Source organism: Faecalibacterium sp. Marseille-Q3530, from assembly GCF_017377625.1.
Lineage (GTDB): Bacteria > Bacillota > Clostridia > Oscillospirales > Ruminococcaceae > Faecalibacterium > Faecalibacterium prausnitzii_E.
In genome coordinates, this window is sequence record NZ_JAFREH010000001.1 from 506,429 (window position 1) to 518,063 (window position 11,635).

General features: G+C 57.8%; 14 protein-coding genes and 1 riboswitch. Of the genes, 9 read left to right on the forward strand and 5 right to left on the reverse strand.

The annotated features are described in order from the left end of the window. The first annotated feature begins 226 nt into the window (after positions 1 to 226). The 3 genes from mtaB to J3350_RS02285 all read left to right on the forward strand — a co-directional run bounded on the left by mtaB (position 227) and on the right by J3350_RS02285 (position 4,027). Positions 227 to 1,522 (forward strand): tRNA (N(6)-L-threonylcarbamoyladenosine(37)-C(2))-methylthiotransferase MtaB, encoded by a 1,296-nt coding sequence (gene mtaB / locus J3350_RS02275; protein ID WP_207685539.1) that lies wholly within the window; start codon positions 227 to 229, stop codon positions 1,520 to 1,522. 232 nt (positions 1,523 to 1,754) lie between these two features. Further along, a complete protein-coding gene (locus J3350_RS02280) occupies positions 1,755 to 3,308 on the forward strand; it encodes a 4Fe-4S dicluster domain-containing protein (RefSeq protein ID WP_097792697.1) in 1,554 nt (517 codons plus the stop codon). A 242-nt stretch (positions 3,309 to 3,550) separates the two neighbouring features. Further along, positions 3,551 to 4,027 carry a pilin gene (locus J3350_RS02285; protein ID WP_207685540.1) on the forward strand — a complete coding sequence of 159 codons (477 nt, stop codon included), beginning with the start codon at positions 3,551 to 3,553 and terminating at the stop codon, positions 4,025 to 4,027. Between the two features lie 63 nt (positions 4,028 to 4,090). Here J3350_RS02285 and J3350_RS02290 read toward each other — a convergent pair whose 3' ends face one another. Then, positions 4,091 to 4,303: a hypothetical protein gene (locus tag J3350_RS02290; protein ID WP_097792699.1), complete on the reverse strand. Its 213-nt coding sequence runs from the start codon at positions 4,301 to 4,303 to the stop codon at positions 4,091 to 4,093. A gap of 169 nt (positions 4,304 to 4,472) precedes the next feature. On the opposite strand from J3350_RS02290, the gene J3350_RS02295 reads away from it, so the two are divergent. The 4 genes from J3350_RS02295 to J3350_RS02310 all read left to right on the forward strand — a co-directional run bounded on the left by J3350_RS02295 (position 4,473) and on the right by J3350_RS02310 (position 7,505). Then, on the forward strand, positions 4,473 to 5,306 hold the full coding sequence (locus tag J3350_RS02295) for a bifunctional hydroxymethylpyrimidine kinase/phosphomethylpyrimidine kinase (RefSeq protein ID WP_242700088.1): 834 nt from the start codon (positions 4,473 to 4,475) through the stop codon (positions 5,304 to 5,306). Between the two features lie 12 nt (positions 5,307 to 5,318). Then, complete coding sequence (locus J3350_RS02300) at positions 5,319 to 5,825, forward strand: tRNA (cytidine(34)-2'-O)-methyltransferase (protein WP_097792700.1); 507 nt, start codon at positions 5,319 to 5,321, stop codon at positions 5,823 to 5,825. Next, complete coding sequence (locus tag J3350_RS02305) at positions 5,816 to 6,706, forward strand: DegV family protein (RefSeq protein WP_207685541.1); 891 nt, start codon at positions 5,816 to 5,818, stop codon at positions 6,704 to 6,706. Before J3350_RS02300 ends, J3350_RS02305 begins: the two co-directional genes overlap by 10 nt. 158 nt (positions 6,707 to 6,864) lie before the next feature. Then, positions 6,865 to 6,968, forward strand: a riboswitch (PreQ1-III riboswitch). A 9-nt stretch (positions 6,969 to 6,977) separates the two neighbouring features. Next, positions 6,978 to 7,505, forward strand: a complete 528-nt coding sequence (locus tag J3350_RS02310) for a QueT transporter family protein (RefSeq protein ID WP_097792702.1) — start codon at positions 6,978 to 6,980, stop codon at positions 7,503 to 7,505. Between the two features lie 173 nt (positions 7,506 to 7,678). On the opposite strand, the gene J3350_RS02315 is transcribed toward J3350_RS02310, so the two are convergent. Next, entirely contained in the window at positions 7,679 to 8,530 is an 852-nt protein-coding gene (locus J3350_RS02315) for a hypothetical protein (RefSeq protein WP_207685542.1), read from the reverse strand. A 121-nt stretch (positions 8,531 to 8,651) separates the two neighbouring features. Here J3350_RS02315 and J3350_RS02320 point away from each other — a divergent pair, with 121 nt between their 5' ends. Together J3350_RS02320 and J3350_RS02325 are read left to right on the forward strand one after the other, a co-directional pair. Beyond that, complete coding sequence (locus tag J3350_RS02320; RefSeq protein ID WP_097792705.1) at positions 8,652 to 8,870, forward strand: helix-turn-helix transcriptional regulator; 219 nt, start codon at positions 8,652 to 8,654, stop codon at positions 8,868 to 8,870. Between the two features lie 161 nt (positions 8,871 to 9,031). Continuing rightward, positions 9,032 to 9,634 carry a Type 1 glutamine amidotransferase-like domain-containing protein gene (locus J3350_RS02325; protein WP_015563755.1) on the forward strand — a complete coding sequence of 201 codons (603 nt, stop codon included), beginning with the start codon at positions 9,032 to 9,034 and terminating at the stop codon, positions 9,632 to 9,634. A 129-nt stretch (positions 9,635 to 9,763) separates the two neighbouring features. Here the strand turns inward: J3350_RS02325 and J3350_RS02330 are convergent, their stop codons facing one another. From J3350_RS02330 to J3350_RS02340, 3 genes are read right to left on the reverse strand one after another with little or no spacing between them, the layout of a single operon-like run. Then, positions 9,764 to 10,978, reverse strand: coding sequence for a M20 family metallopeptidase (locus tag J3350_RS02330; RefSeq protein ID WP_370569254.1), 1,215 nt, complete (start codon positions 10,976 to 10,978; stop codon positions 9,764 to 9,766). A gap of 22 nt (positions 10,979 to 11,000) precedes the next feature. After that, a complete protein-coding gene (locus tag J3350_RS02335) occupies positions 11,001 to 11,339 on the reverse strand; it encodes a type II toxin-antitoxin system HicB family antitoxin (RefSeq protein WP_097792707.1) in 339 nt (112 codons plus the stop codon). Then, a complete protein-coding gene (locus tag J3350_RS02340; RefSeq protein WP_207685544.1) occupies positions 11,336 to 11,590 on the reverse strand; it encodes a type II toxin-antitoxin system HicA family toxin in 255 nt (84 codons plus the stop codon). Before J3350_RS02340 ends, J3350_RS02335 begins: the two co-directional genes overlap by 4 nt. Positions 11,591 to 11,635 lie beyond the last annotated feature (45 nt).

Below are 11,635 nucleotides of genomic sequence, written 5' to 3' on the forward strand. Positions count from 1 at the left end.
TGAAACTGCTGAACGAACAAGGCTTTTATTGGATCGAACATGTCCGGGCTCCGCGACAGAGGCCAGCATCTGCTGGCAATGAAGACAGGGCCCACTGCGTTCTGACAAATCAGGCCCATGCGAACAGCACAGGTTTCCCGGTGTGCCAAAGGCTCCCACTTTGGGGGAGCTGGCGAGCGAAGCGAGACTGAGAGGGTTTTGTTCCTCATAGAAAGGATATCCCCTCATGCGAGTTTGTTTTTATACCCTTGGCTGCAAGGTCAATCTGAACGAGACCGGGGCCCTGGAACAGATGTTCCGGGGGGCCGGCTTCACTATCGTGCCGGAAGGCGAAGAGGCCGACGTCTTTGTGGTCAACAGCTGCACCGTGACCAACTTCGGCGACCAGAAGAGCCGCAAGTGGCTCCGCCGGGCCAAGCGCGAGAACCCCGGCGCCGTGACGGTGCTCACCGGCTGCTACCCCCAGGCCTTCCCCGAAGAGGCCGCGAATTTTCTGGAAGCAGACCTCGTCTGCGGCAACGGCGACCGTAAGGCCATCCTCGACAATGTGCTCAAGCTGCTGGACGGCCACGAGCGGATCGTCGCCGTCACCCCCCACAAGCGCGGCGAGCTGTTCGAGGAGCTGCCCGTGGAGCGGTTCGAGACGCACACGCGCGCGTTCATTAAAGTAGAGGACGGCTGCAACCGCCAGTGCGCCTACTGCGTCATCCCCCGCGCCCGCGGCCCGGTGCGCAGCCGCGCCGAGGCCAGCATCCTGAACGAGCTGCGCCAGCTGGCCGCTTCCGGCTACCGGGAGGTCGTGCTCAGTGCCATCTCCCTGCCCAGCTACGGCCTCGACACCGGCACCAACCTCGTGGAACTGGTGGAGAAGTGCGCCCAGATCGAGGGCATCGAGCGCATCCGCCTGGGCAGCCTGGACCCCGACATGCTCACGCCGGAGTTCATCGCCCGGCTTGCCGCAGTGGACAAGCTCTGCCCCCAGTTCCACCTGAGCCTGCAGAGCGGCTGCACGGCCACCCTGCGCCGGATGCGCCGCGTCTACACCGCCGAGCAGTACGCCCAGGTCGTGGCCGACATCCGCGCCGCCTACGGCGACCGGCCCGTCAGCTTCACCACCGACTGCATCTGCGGCTTCCCCGGTGAGACAGTGGAAGACTTTGAGGAGAGCTGCGCCTTCCTGAAGCAGATCGGTTTCCTCAAGGTGCATGTCTTCCCCTACTCCCGCCGCAGCGGCACCCCCGCCTACGATTTCCCCGATCAGGTCCATGAGCGGGAAAAGCAGGAGCGCAGCCGCACCATGAACGCCCTTGCCGAAGAACTCCGCCGGGACGTGCTCACGACGTATGAGGGCATGGAGGACGAGGTTCTTCTCGAAACGGCCCTCAGCGAGACGCTCTTCACCGGCTACACCCGGCTGTATGTGCCGGTGGTGGTCTCGGCCCCCGGCCGCAAAAGCGGCGAGATCGTCCGCGTCCGGCTGGGCAGCTACGACGGCGAGCGGGTGCGGGCAGCACTTTGCTGAATCTCTCGGTTGAATATCCTTCATCTTTGCCATTTGAGAATTCTTTAACATATTTTGGCGTTTGCTCTTTTCAGGCAGACGTCTTTGTGTTAAAATGAGGATGGAACCCTGGGGCCGGTGCGCCGATTGCAGCGACGCAGTACCAGCAGGCCCGCAGGAAAGAAAGCCGCAGGGTGCGTTGCAAAGCCGCGCCGCTGCGGGATGTTTTGTATCTGTACAAGGAGAGTTTGGAATGAGCTTTAGAGGAATCAACACGACGGTCATCCAGATCCGCCGCCAGGTGTTCACCGAGGTGGCCCGGATGGCTTATGCCAACGTCAAGGGCGAGCAGGCCAACCACCTGATGCGCAAGATCCCTTACACCATCATCCCCGGTGAGGAGGGCAAGCTGCGCAAGGACATCTTCCTGGAGCGCGCCATCGTTGAGGAGCGCGTCCGCCTGGCCATGGGCCTGCCCACCCGCCGCATGGACGAGCACAACAGCGTCGTTTCCGGTCTGGAAGATGCTTCCATCGCCGATAAGTATTACGATCCCCCGCTGGTGAACGTCATCAAGTTCGCCTGCAACCGCTGCCCCGAAAAGCTGGTCAAGGTCTCCGACCTGTGCCAGGGCTGTCTGGCACACCCCTGCATGGAGGTCTGCCCCAAGAAGGCCATCACCTGGGAGAGCGGCCGTTCCATCATCGATCAGGACAAGTGCATCAAGTGCGGCCGCTGCGTCGGCGTCTGCCCCTACAACGCCATCGTCAAGACCGAGCGTCCCTGCGCTGCGGCCTGCGGCATGGGTGCCATCCACTCCGACGAGCTGGGCCGTGCTGAGATCGACTACAGCAAGTGCGTTTCCTGCGGCCAGTGCCTGGTCAACTGCCCGTTCGGTGCCATTGCCGACAAGGGCCAGATCTACCAGCTGATCCAGGGCTTCAACCGCGGCGACCGCATCTACGCTCTGGTGGCTCCCGCCTTCATCAACCAGTTCCCCAGCCTGGCCTCCACCGGCAAGCTCAAGGCAGCCCTGAAGGCCATTGGCTTCTACGACGTGGTCGAAGTTGCCATCGGTGCCGACCTGTGCACCGTGGACGAGGCCCACGACTTCCTCAAAGAGGTGCCTACCGAGTTGAACTTCATGGCGACCTCCTGCTGCCCGGCCTGGAGCATGATGGCTAAGACCGCCTTCCCCGATCTGGCCAAGAACATCTCCATGACCATGACCCCCATGGTCTTCACCGCCCGTATGATGAAGCAGAAGGACCCCACCGCCCGCATGTGCTTCATCGGACCCTGCGCCGCCAAGAAGCTGGAGGCTTCCCGCCGCACCGTCCGCAGCGATGTAGACTTCGTGCTGACCTTTGAGGAGCTTGCCGGCATCATCGAGGCCAAGGACATCGACACCAGCCTGCTGGAGGTCGATGAGAACGAAGCAGCCCTCTGCTCCGCTTCTTCCGCTGGCCGCGGCTTTGCACAGTCCGGCGGCGTGGCCAAGGCCGTTGCCGACAAGATCAAGGAGTGGAACCCCGACATGGAGGTCAAGATCGCATCTGCACAGGGCCTGGCCGAGTGCAAGAAGCTGCTGATGATGGCCAAGGCCGGCAAGTACAACGGCTACCTGCTCGAAGGCATGGGCTGCCCCGGCGGCTGCATCGGCGGTGCCGGCACCATTGCCGACCCGGCCCGTACTGCCATCCAGCTGAACAAGTACGTCAAGGAAGCTCCCTTCACGGACCCGGAGCAGAGCCCCTACATGGACGAGATCCATGTCCTGAAGGACGACCCCAACTTTGAAATTTAAGCATGAACCTCTCCGTCATCGCTGCGCGATGCCAAAGGCTCTCCGATCAGGCGGGCTGTCGAGCGCATGCGAGACGGAGAAGTCGTGCAGAGCAGCCGCTTATCGTGACCGATAGGCGGTTGTTTTGTTTCGGGTTGACATTTTGCTTCGTCTATGATATTTTAGCGGTGACAAACCGGTGGAAAAATTTTTCGTGCCGGTCCATGGGCCGCCTCTGCGGCGAAAGAAAGGCGATTTGTAGTATGACGACATTCCTGAAACGTTCCGGCGCAGCGCTGCTCTCGCTGGTGCTGCTGTGTGTGCTGGCCATGGGTGCCGGTGCTGCGTCCAGCCAGACGGTGGGCGTCAAATTTTGGAAGGAACGATCCGATAAGGAATCCATGGCGAACAGCGGCATCGACGCCGACCGCACCGCCACCCTCACCCGGCAGGCCAACGGCACCTATACCCTGACCCTGCCGCTCAAGCAGGTCTCCAAGATGGGCGTCACCGGTTCTCTCTCCGGCCTGACCATCGGCGATGTGACCTACGACGGCACTCTGACCGGCGACTTTGAAAAGAGCACCGCCTCCCTCACCATCAAGAACCTGCCCGCCTCGGTGCTGACCGGCAGCGATGTGAACAAGTCCATCACCGTGACCTGCAACATCCAGATGGATATGGCCCTCCTCGGCGAGATCAACACCACCGCCCGGATGTGCATCTGGAACAAAAAGTGACCGTCTGCCCGACCCAAAAGGTGCTGCCGCACATCGAACCGTGCGGCAGCACCTTTTTTGTTGTTACAGGTCCATCTTCCGTTCCACAAAGCCGCTGACCATCTCATCCAGCTGGGTCACGGCATGTTCTGCGCCTTTGGCCAGCTTGCGGGCGGTCCGCTTGACCTGACGCGGGTTCTGGTTCATGGCCACGACGCTGGCGGCTCCCAGCGCCGCACCTGCCGCCATGCCCAGCAGCAGGCCACTGCCTGCGCTCTGTCGGTGTTCATTTCTCATAAAAATTTCTCCTTTCGTTCCCTGCATTTTTGGCCGCTGAGGGTAGTATTTCCGCCAAAAGAACACACTATACGCTTTTTTTGTCCCGCAAAATGTGGTATACTGTATCATACGCTGATACACCGGGTTTGATACAGGCCCGCTCGATGGCGCGAAGGAGGCCACATTTTTGTTGAAACCAACTGAACCAAAAAAAGTTCTCTGCATCCACGACCTGTCCGGCGTGGGGCGCTGCAGCCTGGCGGTGATCCTGCCGGTGCTGTCGGTCATGGGCGTACAGCCGGTGGCGCTGCCCACCGTGGTGCTCTCCACCCACACTGGGGGCTTCGGCACCCCGGCCCGGATGGACGGTGCCGCCTACGGCATGGCTGCGCTGGAGCATTACCACGACCTGGGGCTGGACTTTGCGTGCATCTACACCGGCTACCTCGGCGGCGAGGAGCAGATCGCGCTGGCCGAAAAGGCCTTTGACCTCTGGCCTGCGGCCCGCAAGATCGTGGACCCTGTGATGGGCGACAACGGCCATGCCTATTCCACCGTGACCCCGGCCTTCATCGACCGAATGCGGGAGCTGGCCCGCCGGGCAGACCTCATCCTGCCCAACGCCACCGAGGCTGCGCTGCTGCTGCAAAAGGATGCCGCAGCCGGGCCGCTGGACGACGCCGCAGCCCAGGCGCTGGCCGATAAGCTGGCTGCACTGGCCCCCAATGCCGTCGTCACCGGGCTGCCCATGGGCAAATACATCGGCTGTGCCGGTTCCGGCCGGGACCGCTTCGTCATCCGGAAGCTGCACATCGACCGCAGTTTCCCTGGCACGGGCGACCTGTACGGAGCCGTTCTCATCGGCTCGCTCATCCAGGGCAACGCCCTGAGCGCTGCCGCCGACAACGCCGCCGAGTTCGTCTCGCTGGCCATCCAGAAGACCCCTGCCGACCAGGACACCCGCTTCGGCGTCTGGTTCGAGCCGCTGCTGCCCCGGCTCTGCCCGCAGCGCGAGTTCTGAGGAGGCCGGACGATGAACGAAAAACCGACCCTGAACATCGTGCTGGTGGAGCCGCGCATCCCGCAGAACACGGGCAACGTAGCCCGCACCTGCGCCTGCACCGCCTGCCGCCTGCATCTGGTTGGCCCCATGGGCTTTGCCATTGACGACAAAAAGCTCAAGCACGCCGGGCTGGATTACTGGCACTATCTGGACATCACCTATTACGACGGGCTGGAAGATTTCTTCGCCAAAAACAGCGGCCCGTTCTACTACTTCACCACCAAAGCGCCCCAGCGCTACACCGACGTCGCCTACCCGGACGGGGCCTACCTCGTCTTCGGGCGGGAGGATGCCGGGCTGCCGGAGGCCCTGCTGGCCGCCAATCAGGACCACTGCATCCGGATGCCCATGCGGGACACCTGCCGCAGCCTGAACCTGTCCAACAGCGTCGCCGTGGGCGTTTACGAGGTCCTGCGCCAGTGGGATTTCCCGGAGCTGCTGGACCACGGCCACTTACGAGATTATGAATGGAAATGAGGGACATTATGAGCAAGATCGCGATCCTGACCGATTCCTCCTGCGACATCCCGCAGGAGCTGGCCGAGAAATACGGCATTGACATTATGGGCTTCCACATCCTGCTGGATGATGTGGACTATGTGGAGCGGGAGAGCTGCACCAACGCAGAGTTTTACGAGAAAATGCGCGCGGCAAAGGGCATCCCTTCCACCGCCGCCATCACCCCGCTGCAGTTCTGCGAAAAATACTGCCAGTACGTGGACGAAGGCTATACGGATGTCATCCATGTGCCCATCAACCGCTCCGGCTCCTCCACCTACAACAACGCCGTCATGGCGCAGGGGATGCTGCGCGAAGAGCGCCCGGAGCACCACCTGAAGATCCACCTGCTGGACCCTCACACCTATTCCATGCCCTTCGGCTGGTATGTGTGCGAGATGGCCCGCAAGCTGAAGAACGGCGCGGAGATCAGCCACGTCATCCACGAGTTTGAGGCGCAGATGGACAAGATTGAGATCGTCCTCGGTCCCTTCAGCCTCAAGCAGATGAAGAAGAGCGGCCGCATCTCCGCCGCTGCCGCCGTCATGGGTGAGCTGATGGGCATCCGCCCCATCATCACCCTCATCGACGGCAAGACCAAGGTGGAGGCCAAGGTGCGCGGCGACGACAAGGTCGTGCCCGCCATGGTCGAGCTGGCCAAAAAGCGCAGCGAGGGTGTGGAGGACTTCGATTATATGATCGGTCACACCAACATCCCCCAGAAGGACGACCTCGTCCGGGCCTGCCGCAAAGCCTTCGGCAAAGACCCGCTCATCGTCTTCCCGCTGGGCGGCGTCGTCTCCGCCAACACCGGCCCCGACACCATCGCGCTGGTCTACGTTGGCCACCCCAGAGGCTGATTTTCCCCCGAAGCTGCCGCATCCCGGCAGCTTCTTTTTTGCACTTCCGGCAGAAAGGTACAGGCTTGCCGCTGATTTTCCGCATTTTCCGTTGCAATTCGTCCCAATTTATGCTATACTGCATTTCGTTGTGCGTCCCTGCGCACGGCATCCTTAAAGAGCAACTTAGGATTTTAGGCTCCCCGGCATGACCTCGAAACCATGCCGGGCCAAACCACCGGGGCTGGCGGTCCCCGGATGGTCAAAATTCCATCCGCCGGAGTATTGTATTATGAATCAGAATTCGTCTGTCCGCAAGCTGGCCCGCTGCGCTGTGGTCGCAGCCATTTACGTGGTGCTCTGCATGGCATTGCAGCCGTTCTCCTACGGCGCAGTGCAGGTGCGTGTGGCCGAGGCGCTCTGCCTGCTGCCCGTGTTCGGCCCGGAGTACATCGCCGGCGTCGTGCTGGGCTGCTTCCTGGCCAACCTGCTGGGTTCCACCATCGTGGACGTCATCTTCGGCACACTGGCCACCCTGCTGGCCTGCCTTGTGACCTACAAGCTGCGGGATCTCCGCTTCAAGGGTCTGGCTCTGGCCGCTTCGCTGCCGCCGGTGCTCTTCAACGCCGTCATCATCGGCATTGAGATCGCCGTCCTCTTCCCCGACCCGTCTTCTTCGGCCCCGCTGTGGCTGGCCTGCATCACCAACGGCATCTCCGTCGGCATCGGCGAGCTCATCAGCTGCACCGTGCTGGGCGTCCTGCTGGTCAAGATCATCGAGACCAACGCCGCCCTGCGCAAGGTCTTCGTCTCCGAATAAGCGAAAATAAGCATCCGCCTGCTGATCGAGCAGCAGGCCCGACATTGCTTCCAAAAAGGCTTCGTTTTGTTGCTCGGCCTTTACCAAAAAACGTCCCATGTCCGCACTGAGTGGTGCAGGCATGGGACGTTTTACATATTTTTACATATCAGGCTTGTTTCGCAGGGCATCCATTACCAAAGTGCATTTACTTGTGGATAGACCCCATAAGAATCATACTTTTCCGGTTCATTGGACGCATCAATTTCAAAGGCCATCGATTCACCAGGTGCAAGATAATTCACTGCCGCGCTATTTCCTGCTTCCATCGTACTTCCACACTTATAGACAGAAGACAAAATCACCGTCACTTTACGTTTTCCTTTATTTGTAACAATTCCAGTTATTTTATTGGCACCATTCGGGCGGCTCAGATTGGATACCACCAGTTCCGACGAAGAGGGGGTCTGTATTTCCTCCTGGTCCACAAATACAGCATTGGAGACAACGCTGTTCAGTTTATAGCTGACCCGCGTGACTCGTTCATTTTTTTCTTTCGAACTATCACCCCAGACATTCGTACTGTGTGACACCCAAACGGTATCCTTTGCCGCAATCGTAGGAAGAAGCACCATCGTTTCTGTTTTTACGGTGTTTCCATTCGCATCGTAGAATGTCAATTCCAGACACAGTGAGCGTACTGTTTGTTTCTCGTTCGGATTTTTGATTTGGAAGCAGGTATAAACCTCCTGTTGCATGTTATCCTTTGTCATCGAAACAGAACGAACGCCGGTACATGTTACAATCGGCATCTGGTCTTTCACCACATCGGGTGCTTCACTGGAAGATGCAGAATCAGAGGTTGCTTCGCTTTCCGATTCTGCACTGCTTGAACTGGAAGGTACACTTTCTGCTGACGAGCTGTTGGAACTGGACGCCGCATTGCTCGCCGCCTGCGAATTGGATGATGCTTCGCCAGAACATCCCACCAGCAAGGCGCACACAAGAGCCACAGATAAAATCGCACATGGAATCCGTTTTCTCATAAAACATTCTCCTTTTTCAAATCTTTGTGCTGATTCAATTTCCAAGAATAACCGATATCGGTTATTATCATAATACATCATTTTCCGGTAACATTCAAGTAGAAAGTGAGACTTGAGTGTTATGATTACCTATAACAACCTCTGGAATGTGATGAAAGAGCGGGGCATCTCGCAATATGCCCTTATCAACCACTATGGAATCAGTCCTGCACAAATCACACGCTTGAAGCGAAACGAAAGTGTCAGTACCCATACAATTGATGTTTTCTGCAAAATTCTTCATTGCAATGTTTCTGATATCATGGAATTTACGGACGATTCCGAAGAATCCAATATATAAAAAGGCACAAATTTGTTGCTCGGCCTTTACCAAAAAGAACCCCATGTCTCCACCGGATGGTGTTGGCATGGGGTTCTTTGCATGTCGGGGGTGTTTTTTGATTGAAAGTATGCTATACTCAGTTCAACAAATCGGAATTTATATATAAAAGGAGAATATTGATGAAACTGTTTTTATGTTCGCACTTTTCAAGTGTAGGAAGTCTGATAAAGGAAGAAATTGAAAATAAAAAAGTCGCATTTATTCCAACAGCTTCGCTGCGTGAAGGCTACACCGGTTATGTCGGCTCGGCTCGAAAATTATTCAAAAAGTTGGGAGCAATCGTAACTGAAATTGATATTTCAACGGAGGCTTATTCAACGATACAGTCTGTTTTTGAAGATGCGGATGTGATATATTTTACCGGCGGAAATTCTTTTTTCCTTATAGACCAGCTCCGTAAAACGGGAACGGATGAGCTGTTGAAGAAAGAATTGGCAAAGGGAAAACTGATGATTGGTGAATCGGCAGGTGCGATTATATGCGCTCCAAGCATCCAATATATCGAGCAAATGGATGAAAAGCCGGAGGACTACTCACAAGAAGATGATGCAGGGCTTGATTTGATTGATTTCTATGTTCTTCCGCATTATCTTACAGCACCATTTAAGAAAGTTACCGAGAAAATAATGACTGAGTTTTCGGATTTGAATCTATGCCCAATTAACAACCGTCAGGGAATTGTAATTGATGGTGAAGGTTCAAAGGTTATTTGCAAAGACTAATTTGAAAATTCCAGTTTGCCGCACTCGCTCACAAAAAGAATTTAGCGCAACATGCTCCAATAAGAAAACCAGAGTTGTTTGGCAGGTCTGCCTTGCAACTCTGGTTTTTGTTTTTTGTGTGATAATGAGTTATTTGTGCTCGCTCAGCCAGCGCAGGGCAAACCAGCTGTAGGCCGCGCTGCCCTCATAGAGGATGCTGTCGTCGAACTTGACCTTCGGGTGATGCTGGCCGTAAGCGTAGCCCTCCTTGGCGTTGCCCGCGGACAGGAACATGCTGACGGTGGGCACCTCGTGGCTGACGAAGGCGAAGTCCTCGCTGCCGCCGCCCGGCTTGCCGCCCGTGAGCTTGGACATATCCATTGCGCCCTGACCCACAAGCTCGGTCATATAGGTCATTGCATTCCCGGCGAGGGCGTGGTCCACCACCATGCAGGGGCAGTAGTCGCTGAAGCCGACCTCGGCGGTGCAGCGGTAGGCCGCCGCCACGCCCTGTGCGATCTCGGTCATCCGCTTGTGGATCAGCTCGCCGACCTTGTTTTCGGGGTCGATGGTGCGGATGGTACCCCACATCTCCGCCGTGTCGGGGATGACGTTGGAGGCAGCACCTGCCTGGAAGCGGCCGGTCGTGAAGACGCCGAAGCTGTGCGGGTCCATCTCCCGGCTGTTGATCTCCTGCAGCGCGATGTGGATGTGTGCCGCCGCCGTGATGGGGTCGATGCAGGCTTCGGGCATGGAGCCGTGGCCACCCTTGCCGTGGACAGTGATGTGATACTGCTCGCAGCTGGCCATCGTGATGCCGCCGCCCGGCACCAGCACCATGCCGGAGGGCAGGGGCATACCGGCCAACACATGGAACATGACCGCCGCATCCACCTTCGGGTCTTCCAGCAGGCCATTGGCGATCATATCCGAGGAGCCCTGAAAGATCTCCTCCGCAGGCTGGAACTCCAGCTTGACGGTGCCTTCCAGCTCCTCTTCGTGGGCTTTGAGCAGCTTGGCTGCACCCAACATCATGGCCGTGTGCATGTCGTGGCCGCAGCCGTGCATCCGGCCGGGCACCTCAGAGGCAAAGTCCACGCCGGACTCCTCCTGAATGGGCAGAGCGTCCATGTCGCCGCGCAGCAGAATGGTCTTGCCCGGCTTTTTGCCGCCCGCCAGCACAAGGATGCCTGCCTTGCCGCAGTCCTGCGGGGTGTAACCCATCTCGGTGAGTGCCTGCTTGACCAGCGCTCTGGTCTGGGGCAGGTCGAAGCCCACCTCCGGGTGCCGGTGCAGGGTGCGCCGCCAGTTTTGCAGCTGGGGTTCCAGCACGGCGGCTTCTGCCATCAGTTCCTTCGGGTCCATCATTTCAAATCAGCTCCCTTTTTTATCTTGTGTGCACAGCCTGTTGAATGGAATTTTCCACAAAGCTGTTCAGGCTCATGTTGTGTGCCGCAGCAAAGATCACGGCCTGCTTGTGCAGCTCCGGCGAGATGCGGACATTGAAGCTGCCCTTATACGCCCGCTCCGGTTCCTTGTGGGTCTCTTCGCACAGAGTCAGGTAATCATCGACGGCATTGTGGAAATCGCAGACCAGCTCCGCCGCCGTGGTCCCCTCATAGGAGAGCAGCGCACGGATGCCCATGACTTTTCCGTAAAAGAGGCCGTCTTCTTCCGAGAATTCCACGCTTCCCACATAGCCTTTGTATTCCATCGTGTTATTCATAGAAGTCCCTCCTGTTCCAAAATCTGGATGAGCTGCTTCACCTGATATTCCAGCAGCTCTTTTCTGGGGTGGGGTCGGTGCATCATGATGGGCGGATGTTCCTCAGATACGAACAGGATCCGGGACCCGCTGGTCCGGCCTTTGTTGGAGCGCTCATAGGCGAAATACCGCAGCAGGCTTTCCGCATCATCAAATGTGAATGTCTTCGGTTTCGATTTCAGGCGTTCGATCAGCTTTTCCTTCTGACCCATTGTACACTCACTCCCTGCTTATAGTATACCACGATCGGAAAGAAA

Excerpts from the sequence above, each read along its gene's own strand:
- mtaB (WP_207685539.1), top strand. The coding sequence starts at position 227 with ATGCGAGTTTGTTTTTATACCCTTGGCTGCAAGGTCAATCTGAACGAG.
- J3350_RS02280 (WP_097792697.1), top strand. The coding sequence starts at position 1,755 with ATGAGCTTTAGAGGAATCAACACGACGGTCATCCAGATCCGCCGCCAG.
- J3350_RS02285 (WP_207685540.1), top strand. The coding sequence starts at position 3,551 with ATGACGACATTCCTGAAACGTTCCGGCGCAGCGCTGCTCTCGCTGGTG.
- J3350_RS02290 (WP_097792699.1), bottom strand. The coding sequence starts at position 4,303 with ATGAGAAATGAACACCGACAGAGCGCAGGCAGTGGCCTGCTGCTGGGC.
- J3350_RS02300 (WP_097792700.1), top strand. The coding sequence starts at position 5,319 with ATGAACGAAAAACCGACCCTGAACATCGTGCTGGTGGAGCCGCGCATC.
- J3350_RS02305 (WP_207685541.1), top strand. The coding sequence starts at position 5,816 with ATGGAAATGAGGGACATTATGAGCAAGATCGCGATCCTGACCGATTCC.
- J3350_RS02310 (WP_097792702.1), top strand. The coding sequence starts at position 6,978 with ATGAATCAGAATTCGTCTGTCCGCAAGCTGGCCCGCTGCGCTGTGGTC.
- J3350_RS02315 (WP_207685542.1), bottom strand. The coding sequence starts at position 8,530 with ATGAGAAAACGGATTCCATGTGCGATTTTATCTGTGGCTCTTGTGTGC.
- J3350_RS02320 (WP_097792705.1), top strand. The coding sequence starts at position 8,652 with ATGATTACCTATAACAACCTCTGGAATGTGATGAAAGAGCGGGGCATC.
- J3350_RS02325 (WP_015563755.1), top strand. The coding sequence starts at position 9,032 with ATGAAACTGTTTTTATGTTCGCACTTTTCAAGTGTAGGAAGTCTGATA.
- J3350_RS02330 (WP_370569254.1), bottom strand. The coding sequence starts at position 10,978 with ATGGACCCGAAGGAACTGATGGCAGAAGCCGCCGTGCTGGAACCCCAG.
- J3350_RS02335 (WP_097792707.1), bottom strand. The coding sequence starts at position 11,339 with ATGAATAACACGATGGAATACAAAGGCTATGTGGGAAGCGTGGAATTC.
- J3350_RS02340 (WP_207685544.1), bottom strand. The coding sequence starts at position 11,590 with ATGGGTCAGAAGGAAAAGCTGATCGAACGCCTGAAATCGAAACCGAAG.